The sequence below is a fragment of the Streptomyces sp. bgisy027 genome, assembly GCF_057710365.1.
On record NZ_JBYIVZ010000058.1, the window covers coordinates 1 to 12643 of the forward strand.

At 72.2% G+C, this 12643-nt stretch carries 13 protein-coding genes and 2 pseudogenes; 6 read left to right on the top strand and 9 right to left on the bottom strand.

What is annotated here, in order from left to right:
• Positions 1–1124, bottom strand: a 1124-nt coding sequence (locus AC3ETA_RS39555) for a serine hydrolase domain-containing protein (protein ID WP_432197778.1), incomplete at its 3' end; no start/stop codon positions are given.
• Complete coding sequence (locus AC3ETA_RS39560; protein ID WP_432197737.1) at positions 1121–2482, bottom strand: multidrug effflux MFS transporter; 1362 nt, start codon at positions 2480–2482, stop codon at positions 1121–1123. The genes AC3ETA_RS39560 and AC3ETA_RS39555, both read right to left, overlap by 4 nt.
• An 88-nt stretch (positions 2483–2570) precedes the next feature.
• On the opposite strand from AC3ETA_RS39560, the gene AC3ETA_RS39565 reads away from it, so the two are divergent.
• Positions 2571–3644: a Gfo/Idh/MocA family protein gene (locus tag AC3ETA_RS39565; protein WP_432197738.1), complete on the top strand. Its 1074-nt coding sequence runs from the start codon at positions 2571–2573 to the stop codon at positions 3642–3644.
• Here AC3ETA_RS39565 and AC3ETA_RS39570 read toward each other — a convergent pair.
• Positions 3631–5271, bottom strand: a complete 1641-nt coding sequence (locus tag AC3ETA_RS39570; protein ID WP_432197739.1) for an alkaline phosphatase D family protein — start codon at positions 5269–5271, stop codon at positions 3631–3633. The two genes, AC3ETA_RS39565 and AC3ETA_RS39570, sit on opposite strands and share 14 nt — an antisense overlap.
• A gap of 134 nt (positions 5272–5405) precedes the next feature.
• Here AC3ETA_RS39570 and AC3ETA_RS39575 point away from each other — a divergent pair, with 134 nt between their 5' ends.
• Entirely contained in the window at positions 5406–6170 is a 765-nt protein-coding gene (locus AC3ETA_RS39575; RefSeq protein ID WP_432197740.1) for an SDR family oxidoreductase, read from the top strand.
• 266 nt (positions 6171–6436) lie between these two features.
• Here AC3ETA_RS39575 and AC3ETA_RS39580 read toward each other — a convergent pair.
• Positions 6437–6622, bottom strand: a pseudogene (locus AC3ETA_RS39580) (aldo/keto reductase); the annotation flags it as partial.
• A gap of 21 nt (positions 6623–6643) precedes the next feature.
• A complete protein-coding gene (locus tag AC3ETA_RS39585; protein WP_432197741.1) occupies positions 6644–6970 on the bottom strand; it encodes a nuclear transport factor 2 family protein in 327 nt (108 codons plus the stop codon).
• Between the two features lie 133 nt (positions 6971–7103).
• Between AC3ETA_RS39585 and AC3ETA_RS39590 the strand changes: the two genes are divergently transcribed.
• Positions 7104–7661 (top strand): DoxX family membrane protein, encoded by a 558-nt coding sequence (locus tag AC3ETA_RS39590; RefSeq protein WP_093866803.1) that lies wholly within the window; start codon positions 7104–7106, stop codon positions 7659–7661.
• A gap of 45 nt (positions 7662–7706) precedes the next feature.
• Positions 7707–8060: a MazG-like family protein gene (locus tag AC3ETA_RS39595; RefSeq protein ID WP_432197742.1), complete on the top strand. Its 354-nt coding sequence runs from the start codon at positions 7707–7709 to the stop codon at positions 8058–8060.
• A 28-nt stretch (positions 8061–8088) separates the two neighbouring features.
• Here the strand turns inward: AC3ETA_RS39595 and AC3ETA_RS39600 are convergent, their stop codons facing one another.
• The 3 genes and pseudogenes from AC3ETA_RS39600 to AC3ETA_RS39610 form a co-directional block, all read right to left on the bottom strand.
• Positions 8089–8355 (bottom strand): response regulator, encoded by a 267-nt coding sequence (locus AC3ETA_RS39600; protein ID WP_432197743.1) that lies wholly within the window; start codon positions 8353–8355, stop codon positions 8089–8091.
• A 110-nt stretch (positions 8356–8465) separates the two neighbouring features.
• Entirely contained in the window at positions 8466–9956 is a 1491-nt protein-coding gene (locus tag AC3ETA_RS39605) for an esterase/lipase family protein (RefSeq protein WP_432197744.1), read from the bottom strand.
• A gap of 228 nt (positions 9957–10184) precedes the next feature.
• A pseudogene (locus AC3ETA_RS39610) lies at positions 10185–10400 on the bottom strand (DoxX family protein); the annotation flags it as partial.
• A gap of 250 nt (positions 10401–10650) precedes the next feature.
• Between AC3ETA_RS39610 and sigK the strand changes: the two are divergent.
• Both sigK and AC3ETA_RS39620 read left to right on the top strand, forming a co-directional pair.
• Complete coding sequence (gene sigK, locus AC3ETA_RS39615; RefSeq protein ID WP_432197745.1) at positions 10651–11235, top strand: ECF RNA polymerase sigma factor SigK; 585 nt, start codon at positions 10651–10653, stop codon at positions 11233–11235.
• Positions 11232–11984 carry an anti-sigma factor gene (locus AC3ETA_RS39620; protein ID WP_432197746.1) on the top strand — a complete coding sequence of 251 codons (753 nt, stop codon included), beginning with the start codon at positions 11232–11234 and terminating at the stop codon, positions 11982–11984. Before sigK ends, AC3ETA_RS39620 begins: the two co-directional genes overlap by 4 nt.
• Before the next feature lie 165 nt (positions 11985–12149).
• On the opposite strand, the gene AC3ETA_RS39625 is transcribed toward AC3ETA_RS39620, so the two are convergent.
• Positions 12150–12437 (bottom strand): Asp23/Gls24 family envelope stress response protein, encoded by a 288-nt coding sequence (locus AC3ETA_RS39625; RefSeq protein ID WP_432197747.1) that lies wholly within the window; start codon positions 12435–12437, stop codon positions 12150–12152.
• Positions 12438–12643: the final 206 nt, after the last annotated feature.

The window sequence follows — 12643 nt, forward strand, 5'->3', positions numbered from 1 at the left end:
CCCCGTACCGCCCGAGCCACCCGTGTCCCCGCCCGCGCCCTCGGTCGGCTGTCCGCGTCCCGGCGTCGCGCGTGGACCGTGTTCGCCAGCAGGATCAGGAACGTGTCCGTGGTCGGGTCCAGTACCAGGGACGTCCCCGTGAAGCCCGTGTGCCCGGCGGCTCCCCGGCCCGCCAGCTCGCCCATGAACCAGGGCTGGTCGACGGCGAAGCCGAAGCCGGGTGGGGCGAGGAGGAGTTCCACGAAGTCGGGGCCCAGGACGCGGGCGGGGCCGTACGCGCCGCCCGACAGCAGGGCGCGGCAGAAGACCGCGAGGTCGCGGCCGGTGGAGAACAGGCCCGCGTGACCGGCGACACCGCCCAGCGCCCACGCGTTCTCGTCGTGGACGACCCCCCGCAGCATGCCCCGGTCCGCCTTGGCCCAGGGCCGGCGCTGGTCCTCGGTCGCCGCCGCGCCGGGGCAGGGCCCGAACCGGGTCGCGGTCATGCCCAGCGGACGCGTGATGCAGTCGTGGATCAGGACGTCGAGGCCCCGGCCGGTGATGCGTTCCAGGACGTGCTGGAGCAGCAGCATGTTCAGGTCGGAGTAGCAGTACGTGCCGGGCACACCGATCGGCGCCTCCGCGCGGAGCATCTCCAGCCGCTCCGCGTCGTCCGCACAGTCGTACAGCGGGAGTTCGGGCCGCAGCCCCGAGGTGTGTGTGAGCAGCTGGCGCACCGTGATGTCGTGGTACGCCGCCGCCCGGAAGTCCGGCAGGTACGCCCCGACCCGCGCGTCGATGCCCAGCGTGCCGCGCTCGATCTGCTGCACCGCCGCGACCGAGGTGAAGAGCTTGGTGAGGGAGGCCAGGTCGAAGGGCGTCGTGGGCGTCATCGGGACGCGGGAGTCGGGCGGGAGTTCCTGGCCCGAGTCCTTCTCCTCGTCGTAGGAGGCGTACCGCACGGCCCAGCCCATCGCCTCCTCGACGGCGAGGTACGGCCCCCGCCCCACGATCAGCACCGCTCCGGCCGCCCAGGGGCGGGAGCCGGTGGTGAGGTCGTGGACCTCGCGGACGAGATGTCGGATCTCCTCGGGGTCGAGTCCGGCCCTTTCCGGCGTGTCCCCGCGCAGTCTCGGCGCGCTCAGCTCTCCTCCCCCAATTTCTCGAATGCGCTCGAACAGGGGGTGCCCCCGTCCTCCGCGACCGGACGTCCATCCGCGCGGCCACCCGCACGTCTGTTCCAAGGACGGCACATTCCCATGAAGCAGGCCAGCGCCACCAGTGCTGCGGCCAGTTGGACGACGGCCATCGGGACGGCCGTGTCCTCGCCGGCGATGCCCACGAGGGGCGACGCGACGGCGCCGATGAGGAAGGAGGTCGTGCCGAGGAGCGCGGAGGCGGACCCGGCGGCGTGCTTGGTGCGCTGGAGGGCGAGGGCCTGGGTGTTGGGGAGTGTGATGCCCATCGCGGACATGAGCACGAACAGCGCGGCGGCCACCGGCACCAGTCCGACCTCGCCGAACACGCCGAGGGACATCAGCAGCAGCGCGGTCGCGGCGAGGAGGACGGTCCCCAGGCCCACGCCGAGCACCCGGTCCAGGCCGACCCGTCCGACCAGCACCTTGCCGTTGATCTGGCCGACGGCCACCAGCCCGACGGAGTTGAGACCGAACAGCAGGCTGAAGGTCTGCGGGGAGGCGCCGTAGATCTCCTGGATCACGAAGGGAGACGCCGAGATGTAGGCGAAGAGGGCCGCGAAGGCGAAGCCTCCCGTCAGCGTGTACCCGGCGAACGCGCCGTCGGCCAGCAGACCGCGCATGGTGCGCAGCGCCTCGCCCACCCCTCCGGCGTGCCGGTCCTCGGGAGCCAGGGTCTCGGGGAGCCTGCGCCAGACGAGGCAGGCCAGCAGCACGCCGACGACCGTCAGCACGACGAACACGCCCCGCCAGTCCGTCACCCGCAGGATCTGCCCGCCGATGAGCGGCGCCACGATCGGGGCGACCCCGGAGATCAGCATCAGGGTCGAGAAGAAGCGGGCCATGGCCAGGCCGTCGTAGAGGTCGCGGACGACCGCCCGTGCGATCACGATCGCCGCGGCGCCCGCGAGGCCCTGCGCCAGCCGGAAGGCGACCAGGGCCTCGACGGTGGGCGCGAGGGCGCACAGCGCGGTGGCCACGACGTAGACGGCGAGACCCGCGAGCAGCGGGCGTCTGCGGCCCCAGCGGTCGCTCATCGGGCCGACCACCAGCTGCCCGAGGGCCATGCCGGCGAGGCAGGCGGTGAGGGTGAGCTGGACGGTCGCGGCGGGCGCGTGCAGGGAACCGGTGACCTCGGGCAGCGCCGGGAGGTACATGTCCATCGCCAGCGGGGGCGTGGCCGTCAGGCCGCCGAGGATGAAGGTGACGAGGAGCCCGGTGGCGCGCAGGGTACGGGTGGGCGGTCGGTCCGTCCTCGATACCGCCGACTGCGAGACGTCCGGTATCGGCCCCCCACGGTCGCCCATGCGCCCCTCCCTCTCCGAGTGATCCGCCCTCTATGCTCTCAGCTCGTACACAGTGCCTGGGGACACATGAGCGAGGGGCGGGGCCGCGATGGCCGAGCAGAAGGTGCGGTGGGGGATTCTGGCGACCGGCGGGATCGCCGCCGCGTTCACCGCGGATCTCGTGGACCTGCCCGACGCCGAGGTGGTGGCCGTCGCCTCGCGGCGGCAGGAGTCGGCCGACGTGTTCGCGGAGCGGTTCGGCATCCCCCGGGCCTACGGCGACTGGACCTCGCTCGCCGAGGACGGCGACATCGATGTCGTGTACGTCGCCACTCCGCACTCGGCGCACCGCGAGGCCGCCGGGCTGTGCCTGGAGGCGGGCCGCCATGTGCTGTGCGAGAAGGCGTTCACGCTGAACGCACGCGAGGCGGCGGAACTGGTCGCGCTGGCGAAGGCCCGCCGCAGCTTCCTGATGGAAGCGATGTGGATGTACTGCAACCCGCTGGTGCGGCGGCTCAAGGCCCTGGTCGACGACGGCGCGATCGGCGAAGTGCGCCATGTCCAGGCGGACTTCGGGCTGGCCGGTCACCTCTTGCCGGAGGCGAGGAACGGAACGCTGCCGCCCTCGCACCGGCTGCGCGACCCGGCGCAGGGCGGCGGCGCGCTGCTGGACCTCGGTGTGTACCCGGTCTCCTTCGCGCAACTGCTGCTCGGGGAGCCGTCGGACGTGACGGCGCGCGCGACGCTGTCCCCGGAGGGCGTCGACCTCCAGACCGGAGCCCTGCTGTCCTGGGACACCGGCGCGCTCGCCTCGCTGCACTGCTCGATCGTCGGCGGTACGGCGACCGCCGCGTCGGTCACCGGCTCGGCCGGCCGGATCGACGTGCCGGGCGGTTTCTTCTTCCCGGAGCGTTTCGTGCTGCACCGGGACGGCCGTGACCCCGAGGAGTTCACGGCCGACCCGGCCGACGGGCCGCGCAACACCCTGCGGCACGAGGCAGCCGAGGTGATGCGGGCCCTGCGGGCCGGCGAGACGGAGTCGCCGCTGGTCCCGCTGGAGGGCACGCTCGCCGTGATGCGGACGCTCGACGCGATCCGGGACCGGGTCGGCGTCCGCTACCCGGGCGAGGAGAGCACCGGCGAGGAGACCGCGGGCGAGGCGCCCGAACTCACGCCGGCGTGAGCCCCTGGGCCCCGACCTGTGTGACGAAGGAGGCGGCCGTCGTGAGGGGCGCCCCGGGCGTGGTCACGTACGGCACCGTCCTGAAGTCGGCCCGCGCGAGCTGCTGTCCCAGGGCGACGGTCACGTAGCCGCGCCGCCCGTTGTAGAACCGCATGTGCGGGTTGGCCCTCATGTACGTGTCCCAGTTGGCGGGCCTGTCGCTGCCGTCGCGGCCGCTGGTGATCGACGTGGCGACGATCTCGGTGCCGAGGGTGGCGGAGTCGGGGGCGTCGAAGTCGTCCTTGATGTCGAAGCCGTAGCCGACGTGGACGTCGCCGGTGAGCACCATCAGGTTCTCGACGCCGGCGGCCTCGGCGCCGTCCAGGACCCGGCGGCGGGAGGCGCGGTAGCCGTCCCAGGCGTCCATGGAGACCCGTGACGGCTCGGTGAGGTCGAACTCGCGCTGGGCGAAGGTGACCTGCTGCGGTACGACGTTCCACAGCGCCGCGGAGTCGCGCCAGCCGTCGAGCAGCCACCGCTCCTGGGTGGCGCCGGTCATGGTGCGCGCCGGGTCGTCGACCTCGGGGCCGGGGATCTGGGCGCCGTCGCCGTAGGCCTGGTTGGAGCGGTACTGCCGGGTGTCGAGCACGTCGAACTGGGCGAGCCGGCCCCAGTGCAGGCGGCGGTAGAGCTGCATGTCGGGGCCGGTGGGGCGCTGCGGCAGGCGCAGGGGCTGGTTCTCCCAGTAGGCGCGGTAGGCGGCGGCCCGGCGCAGCAGGAACTCCTCCGGCGGGACGCTGTTCTCCGGGATGTCGTCGGCGTAGTTGTTCTCGGTCTCGTGGTCGTCCCAGGTGACGACGAAGGGGTGCGCGGCGTGCGCGGCCCTCAGGTCCGGGTCGGACTTGAACAGGGCGTAGCGCAGCCGGTAGTCCTCCAGGGTCGTCGTCTCGCGGTTGAAGAGCGCGGGGAGCGTGCGGTCGGTGTAGTTGCGGTAGCCGCCGACGGAGTTGACCGCGTACTCGTACAGGTAGTCGCCGAGGTGGAACACGACGTCCACGTCGTCCTGGGCGAGATGGCGGTAGGCGGTGTAGTAGCCGTCGGTGTAGGCCTGGCAGGACACGGCGGCGAGGGTCAGGGAGCTCGTCGCGGCGGTGCGGGCCGGTGCGGTGCGGGTGCGGCCCGTCTCGCTGGTCCAGGTGCCCGCGCGGAAGCGGTAGTAGTAGACGCGGCCCGCTTCGAGGGCGGCGACCTCGACGTGGACCGTGTGGTGGAACTCCGGGTGGGCGACGGCCGCGCCGCGTCTGGCGATCCGGGTGAACCCCTCGTCGTGCGCCAGCTCCCAGTGCACCGTGATCCGCTGGGCGGGCAGCCCGCTGTCGGGCTGGTACGGGGCGGGGGCGAGACGGGTCCACAGCAGGACGGAGTCGGGCAGCGGGTCGCCGGAGGCGACGCCGAGGGTGAAGGGGTTGTCGGTGATCTTGCGGGCGTCGAACCGGGCGGCGCTCGCGGTGCCCGCGGCCGGCACGTTCACGGCGAAGGCGAGCGCGGCGGCCGCGCCCGTGACGGTCAGGAAGCGGCGGCGCCCGATGTGGCGGGCTGCCGCGCGCAGTTCGGGGCTGTGCTGGGGCAGGTCTGTCGTGGTGGTCATCCGGTCCTCCCCTTGCTGATGGATGCATGAGGCATTGGAGTGGCCGGTGACGACACCCTCTTGGCGCGTACACAACACCCGGATGGCAGACAGATGAGTTCCGAATGGCGGACCGTCGCGTAGCCTGCGACCCCATGAACGACAGGCAAACGGACACGAGGACGGCCGTGGTGACCGGCGCCGGCTCCGGCATCGGGCGGGCGGTGGCGGCGGAACTGCTGCGCGCGGGCTGGTCGGTGGCGCTGGCCGGGCGGCGCGTGGAGACGCTGGAGGAGACGGCTGCGCTGGTGCCCGAGGGCGCCGCGCTCGCCGTACGGACCGACGTCTCACGTCAGGAGGACGTGGCCGCGCTGTTCGCCGCCACCGTGGCGCGGTTCGGGCGGCTCGACCTGCTGTTCAACAACGCGGGGACGTTCGGGCCCGGCGGGGTGCCGGTGGAGGAGCTGCCGTACGAGGCCTGGCGGCACGTGGTGGACACCAACCTCAACGGGGCGTTCCTGTGCGCGCAGGCGGCGTTCCGGCAGATGAAGGAGCAGGACCCGCGCGGCGGCCGGATCATCAACAACGGCTCGATCTCCGCACACACGCCCCGCCCCCACTCGGTGGCCTACACGGCGACCAAGCACGCGCTGACCGGCCTGACGAAGGCGCTCTCGCTGGACGGGCGGCCGTACGACATCGCCGTGGGCCAGATCGACATCGGCAACGCGGCGACCGACATGACGGCCCGCATGCAGACCGGCGCGCTCCAGGCGAACGGCTCGGTGGCGCCCGAGCCCGTGATGGACGTCGCCGACGTGGCGCGGACCGTGCGGCACATGGCCGAGCTGCCACTGGAGGCGAACGTGCAGTTCGCGACCGTACTGGCGACGGCGATGCCGTACGTGGGGCGTGGCTGAGAATCGACGGCCGGTAGTTGCCCCCGCAACCTGCACAAGTGGAATCTGGAATTCCGCTGCATCAGTGCTGTTAGACGACTTATGCTCAACTCTGCCTGCACCGGAGCTTCACATTTGGAGCATGGTGCTTCCGCAGGCCACACCGAGGGGGGTGGACGGCAGCCGTTCCACGACACCGGGTGGGGGTGGATCTCGCGCGGGACCGCGGGATACGCACCGGTGGGTGGAACGGCTGCCGTGCGATCGGCAGGGTTGCCGGATGCCGCTCAGCGCCCCGGGATCCGGTCCGCCTCGGCCAGTTGCTCACCGCTGAGCGCGCCCTTCTCCAGGGCGCCCGCGTTCTGCTCGGCCTGAGCGACGGAACGGAACCCCGGGATCGGTACGGTGCGCGGGCTGCGGGCCCACAGCCAGGCGAGGGCGCCCTGGCCGAGGGTGCGGCCGCCGCTGGTGAGGAACCGGTTACGCCTGGCCGGTTACGCCTGACCGGTCTCGAAGCGGGAGATCCGGCCGTCCTCCTCGACCTCGAAGTGCCACTGGGTGCGCATCTCGCCGTAGGTGTCGTTGCGGTAGCTGGCGAGGAGGTCGCGGCCGTGGTTCGACTCGTTGTCGACCTCCATGTGACCGTTCGAGGAGAAGATCTCCCGGTCGATCCAGTCGGCGAGGTCACGGTCGGTGCCGTCGTCCGCCATGGTCGCGCCGGGCGCGAGGATGCTCATGAAGCCCTCGCGGTCGTGTGCGTTGACGGCGGTGACGAAGGCACGGACGGCGGGGTCGCGCAGTTTGGACGTCTGAATCGTCATACCGGTCAGCCTCACACCGGGCCCCGCAGCCCGCCACCCGAACGGCGGCGAAGGCAGGCCGGTCGGGTGCTCCGGGTGCGACGGTGGTTACGCGGGAGGGGACCTGTACCTGCTGTCTGCTCCGGGAGTCGCTGTGAGTGCTTACGACCGACGTGATCTGGGCCTGCTGTTGCTCCGGCTGGGTGCCGGCGGCGTACTGGCCGCGCACGGCACGCAGAAGCTGTTCGGCTGGTTCGGCGGGCACGGCATCGAGGGCACCGGCCAGTTCATGGAGTCGATCGGCTACCGGCCGGGCAAGGCGAGCGCCACGGCGGCGGGCCTCGCCGAGGCCGGCGGCGGCACGCTGCTGGCGCTGGGCCTTGCGACACCGCTCGCGGGCGCCGCGGCGGCCGGCGGCATGGCGGGGGCGTCCGCGGTGCACGCCCCGAACGGCTTCTTCGCCCAGGAGGGCGGCTACGAGACCGCCGCGACCCTGGGCCTCGCCGCGGCCGGCCTCGCCGTCACGGGCCCCGGCCGGCTCTCCCTCGACCACGCCATGGGGCATCTCTTCGACCGCGGCTGGATGGTTCCCACGGCGCTGGCGGCGACGGCCGCAGTCACGGCGCTGGTGGTGGGCGCGCGGCAACGGAGGCTGGACAAGCCCGAGAAGGACGAGCAGTTCGACGGGCAGGAGCCGTTGTTCGAGGAGTGACGGTCTCGTCCGAACGGGTCGCGGTCCCTGTGCCAAGCTGCCCGCATGACCGATCAGACCGCGCCTTCCGAGACCGCCGCCGACCTGTGGGCCGCCGTCGACGCCCTGTGGACCTGGCTCGACACCGACCAGCCGATCGGCGGCCGCGAGGGCATGGTGCTGCGCATGCTGAAGCTGTCGGAGGAGGTCGGCGAGGTCGCCCAGGCGGTCATCGGGGCGACCGGCCAGAACCCGCGCAAGGGGGTCACCCACACCTGGGAGGACGTACAGGGCGAACTGTGCGACGTGGTGATCACGGCTCTGGTCGCCCTGCGCACGCTGACGCCGGACGCGCGTGAGGTTTTCGGCCGCCATCTGCAGCGGGTGACGAAGCGGTCGCTGGGACCGGCGTCCCGGTGAACTCGGCCGCGCCACCACGCCCGGTCTTTCAGGGGCGCGGGGACCTGCGCGACCAGCCCCCACCGACCCGCAGATCGAGGCCGGCGGTGTCCGGGAGGGGCACGTCGAGGACGACCGGATCGAATCCGCGCTCGGCGAGCAGGAGGCCGGCGTGGGTGGCGCGGTCGACCACGACGGTCCGGTGGCCGGCCGGCTCCAGCAGCGCGGAGAGCGGCTCGGAGGTGCGGGGCTCACCGACGACGAGCGGGACATCCGGTATCGCCGGGACCGCGTCGGCCGACGGCGGCTTCGGCATGCGGCCACTGCACCTGCGGGTTGCCCGGGGCAGGTGGACGCCGATCGGGTCCGGCCACCGTGTTCCGGTCCCCCGGGGTGCGACTCCGAGCGGGCGATCTGCCCACCGGCTCACGTCCAGGGCGTGGCTTCGAGCCGGATCCGGGCGTCGCCGCCGACGAGCGGGGCGGCGCTGTCGGGCAGCGGGATGTGGGCGATCCAGCGGCCGGGAGTGGGGTCCTCGTCGGCGCGGGGTGCTCCGGCGACGCGGTGATCGCGGATGGCGCCCTCGATCTCCGAGTTCCAGGTGGCCCAGATGCCGGGGCCGCCGTCCGGCGTGCCGACGTCGATGACGAGGGTGTCGGCGAAGTCGGCGCTGTGCTCCAAGTGGTCGCCGAGGTGCAGGATGCCGCGCCGCTCGCGCAGGGAGATGACCCGCAGTTCGAGGATGAACCGCATCGGTTCGTCGGAGGTGGTCCGCAGTCCGCTGTTGAGGAAGGTGGTGGCCAACGACGTGGACGGCTGTCCCCGGTCGAGTTGGATGGGACACCAGTGGGCCGCGAGCCGTTCGTGCATCACCACGGGCAGCCCGCGCACCGACAGCCGCGCCTCGGCCTGCCACACGAGGTCGCCGTCGGCGGGCAGCCGAAGGCCGGTCAGCGAGGCCTCGATCCGGGTGTCCCCGAACAGGAACCGCCGCAGGTTCTGGTAACCCTCCTCGGAGTTGACCATGCCGTAGCGCCCGCTGTGGCTGCGGTGCACGTAGGCCCGGTGGGCGCCGGGCACGTACGCCCGCTCGATCTGCACGAGCCCGTCGCTGTGCGGTCCGACAGCGGCGGACGACAGCCCGAAGGCGACGTCGTAGTCGGCGGGGTCGGTCCCCACGAGACAGAAGACCCGCTCGACGGGGAGCGCCCCCGGCCCCTGCGGCAGCACGCGGGGATCCCAGCCGTCGGGCGGCCCGTCGGGGTCGGTCAGCGCCTGCGGGGTGAGGAACTGGTACATCCGCCGGGGCCCGAAGATGTCCGCGCCCTGGATGCCGAGGGTGTCCCGCACCCGCTCCAGCAGCCCGCCGCCGAGGTCGAAGTTGATGCCGCCGTGCGGGGTGCCGTAGGTGAAGAGCTTCGCGACACAGTCGGTGGCCTCGCGCCCCCGGTCGGGGAGCACTTTCTGCAGCAGAGACCGGCAGATGAGCCCGCCCATGGAGTGCGCCACGAGGAGGACGCCGGGCGCCCCGGTCTTCTCCCGCAGCCGGTCGATCAGATCGAGCAGATCGACGGCGGCGTCCTCCAGTTGATACTCCTGCGGACTGCCGCCCCAGGTGGTGGCCGAGCGGTCGTAGAAGCGATGGATCCAGACGGTGTTGGCGGGAATCTCGTCGTGCTCGGCGAGGTAGGCGGCCTGGTTCCCCTTCACGAGCAGCTCGTATCCCTCCTCGCGGAGCAGACGCAGCAGAGGGCTCTCGAACTGATGGAACAAGGGCTGGTTGTGCGCTCCGACCCGCACATGGACCGAGCCCTCGTTGAAGCCGTAGAAGGGGTCGTCGACGGCCTTGTCGATGCCGCGCGTGCCACCGGCGAAGCCGCGGACGTACACGAGGGGAAGTCGGCGGTTGTCATCCACGGCTTGCCTCCAGGGACCAGGTTCTTTCCTCCTGACTAGAGGAAGCCCGGAACTCCGGCCTCCAGGAATAGCCCGGACAGGTGACACAGCGGCGCAGAACGGGGTGCGGAGCCGCCCCGGACGAGTCAGGTCACGTCCGCCACCGACTCGCTCGCGCAGACCCCGGTCGAGGACTGCGTGCACCGGGGCCAGGCGTGCACCCCGGGCATCGCGGCCCGCGGCCGGTTCTCACTTCGACAGCAGGCGCAGCACGAGCGCGGCCACGCCGGCCGACAGCAGAACGGTGGCGGGGGCGAACGTACGGTCGCCGGCGCGTAGGTGAGCACCCAACGCTCCCACGAAGTAGGCGACAACGCCTGCGGCGGCCGCGACACCGAGGGGCCACCAGAACAGGCCGCCGACCAGACCCGCGGCACCGGCTGCTTCGACCGCCGCCAGCAGCCGGGCTCTGTCTGCAGAGGCTCTGGCCTTGCCCGTAACCGCTGTTCAGGAAGCCGCGCGCCTGGCTGTACCAGCGCCGGGCTGACGATTGCGCGTCACCGAGCACGCCCCATGCCTCCGCTCGTGCACCGCTCCGGTGGGCCCGTCACGGTATCGCCTCACAAAAGCAGTGGCCTCTTCACGATCGCGACCAATCCATGGCACCGGCAGGAACGGATTACGCCTGGACATGTCCCCACCACGGAGGCCATCGGTGAAGGAAGTAGTGCATATCGGCAGAAAACCAGCCACCGAGCCGGACCTGCAAGAACTCGTCAGCCGTGTGGCTCTGGGCGACGAGGAGGCGTTCGCCGGTGTCTACGACGCCGTCGCCGGTGGGGTGCTCGGTGTCGTTCGGGCCGTGGTGAAGGACCAGGCACAGTCGGACGAGGTGGCGCAGGAGGTGCTCGTGGAGGTGTGGCGGACCGCTCCGCGCTACCGGGCCGAGCTCGGGACGGCCGTCAACTGGATCCTCACGCTGGCACACCGCAGGGCCGTGGACCGGGTGCGCTCGGTGGAGGCCGCGGCGGCCCGGGATCACAAGGCCGCCCTGCTGGAACGGGTGCCCGAGTACGACGAGGTGGCCGAGCAGGTCGAGGCGCGGCTGGAGCGGGAGCAGGTACGCCGCTGTCTGCGCACGCTGACCGAGATCCAGCGCCAGGCCGTCACCCTGGCGTACTACCGGGGCCTGACCTACCGCGAGGTCGCGGAGGCGTTGGCGCTTCCGCTGGGGACGGTCAAGACCCGGCTGCGGGACGGACTGATCCGCCTGCGCGACTGCCTGGGGGTGACCGCGTGACGACCACCGACCTGCACCGGCTGACGGGGGCCTACGCCCTGCACGCCCTGTCCGACGACGAGAACGACGCATTCGAGCGGCACCTCACCGCGTGCGGGGCGTGCGCGCAGGAGACGCTCGAGTTGCGCGAGACCGCGGCCCGCCTGGGACTGGCGGTGGCCGCGCGGCCTGCTGCGGAACTGCGCGCACAGGTGCTGCGCAGGATCGCCACCGTCCGCCAGGAGACACCGGGCGCGCCGGGCCCCGCGCTTTGCGTCCGGGCCGGTCTGCGCGGGCGGGCGTGGGCACGGTGGGCGCTTGCGGCCTGCCTCGCCGCGGCAGCGACGCTGGGCGGGACCGCCGTATGGCAGCACCAGCAGGCGCGGGAGGCACGCGATCAGGCGCGCAGTGCCGCCCGGGCCGCGGACGAGATCGCCGCGGTGCTGGCCGCGCCGGACGCCCGGACGCGGGCCGCGGAACTGACCGGGGGCGCCACCGGCGCCGTCACGGTCTCCCACAGCCGGGACAGAGCCGTGTTCGCCGTTTCCGGAATGGCCGCCGCGCCGCGCGGCAAGGTCTACCAGCTGTGGTTCGACGACGACGGCGCCATGCGGTCGGCAGGTCTGATGACACCCGGCCGCAGTGAACAGACCGTGCTCATGAAAGGCGCCGTCGACGGGGCGTCAGGCATGGGCATCACCGTCGAACCCAGCGGCGGTTCGACGCAGCCCACCTCCGTTCCGGTTGCTCTGATGAGCTTCCCCGGCTGATCACCAACACTGTCGGCTGACCACCACCCCTCTCGGCTGACCACCACCCCTCTCGGCTGACCACCACCCCTCTCGGCTGATCACCAACACTCTCCGCTGATCACCCGCAGTCTCGGGTGAGGCATACGGCCACAGCTCGCCGGATGTCATCGGATCGCGCCCCTCTCACACGGGGCGTGGGCCTGGACGCGGCCCGTGACCGACCGTCACCGTGACCCGGGGCGCGGGCCGCTCGGGCAGCAGGGCCGCAAGGCGGCCCTGCACACCGGCGCGGACGGCACGGGCCACGTCCACGGCTCTTGTCTGCCTCTCCACGACGATGTGGATCTCGACGCGCCAGGAGCCACCGCCGTCCGGCAAGGTCATCCGCACACCGGCGGGCCGGTTGCGGCCGGTGTGCGGGGCGGGCCGGGACAGCGTGGAGCGCAGCCGGTCGGCCGGGCCAGGTTTCAAGAAGGCCACCCCCGCCCCTCTTCGCCGTCGTTTGGGCGGCTCCTCTCGTCCGGTCGTCCGAAGGTTGGACAGTGCCTAGCGGCCGGTGTGACGCGACCCCTGCACGACGTCGCGATTCCGCCGGACGGCGTGGTCCGAGAAACAGCCGAGTTTCTTGTGATCCGTAGCCGAAGCGGTTTCGGATTGGCCCGGGAGAAAAGTTCATC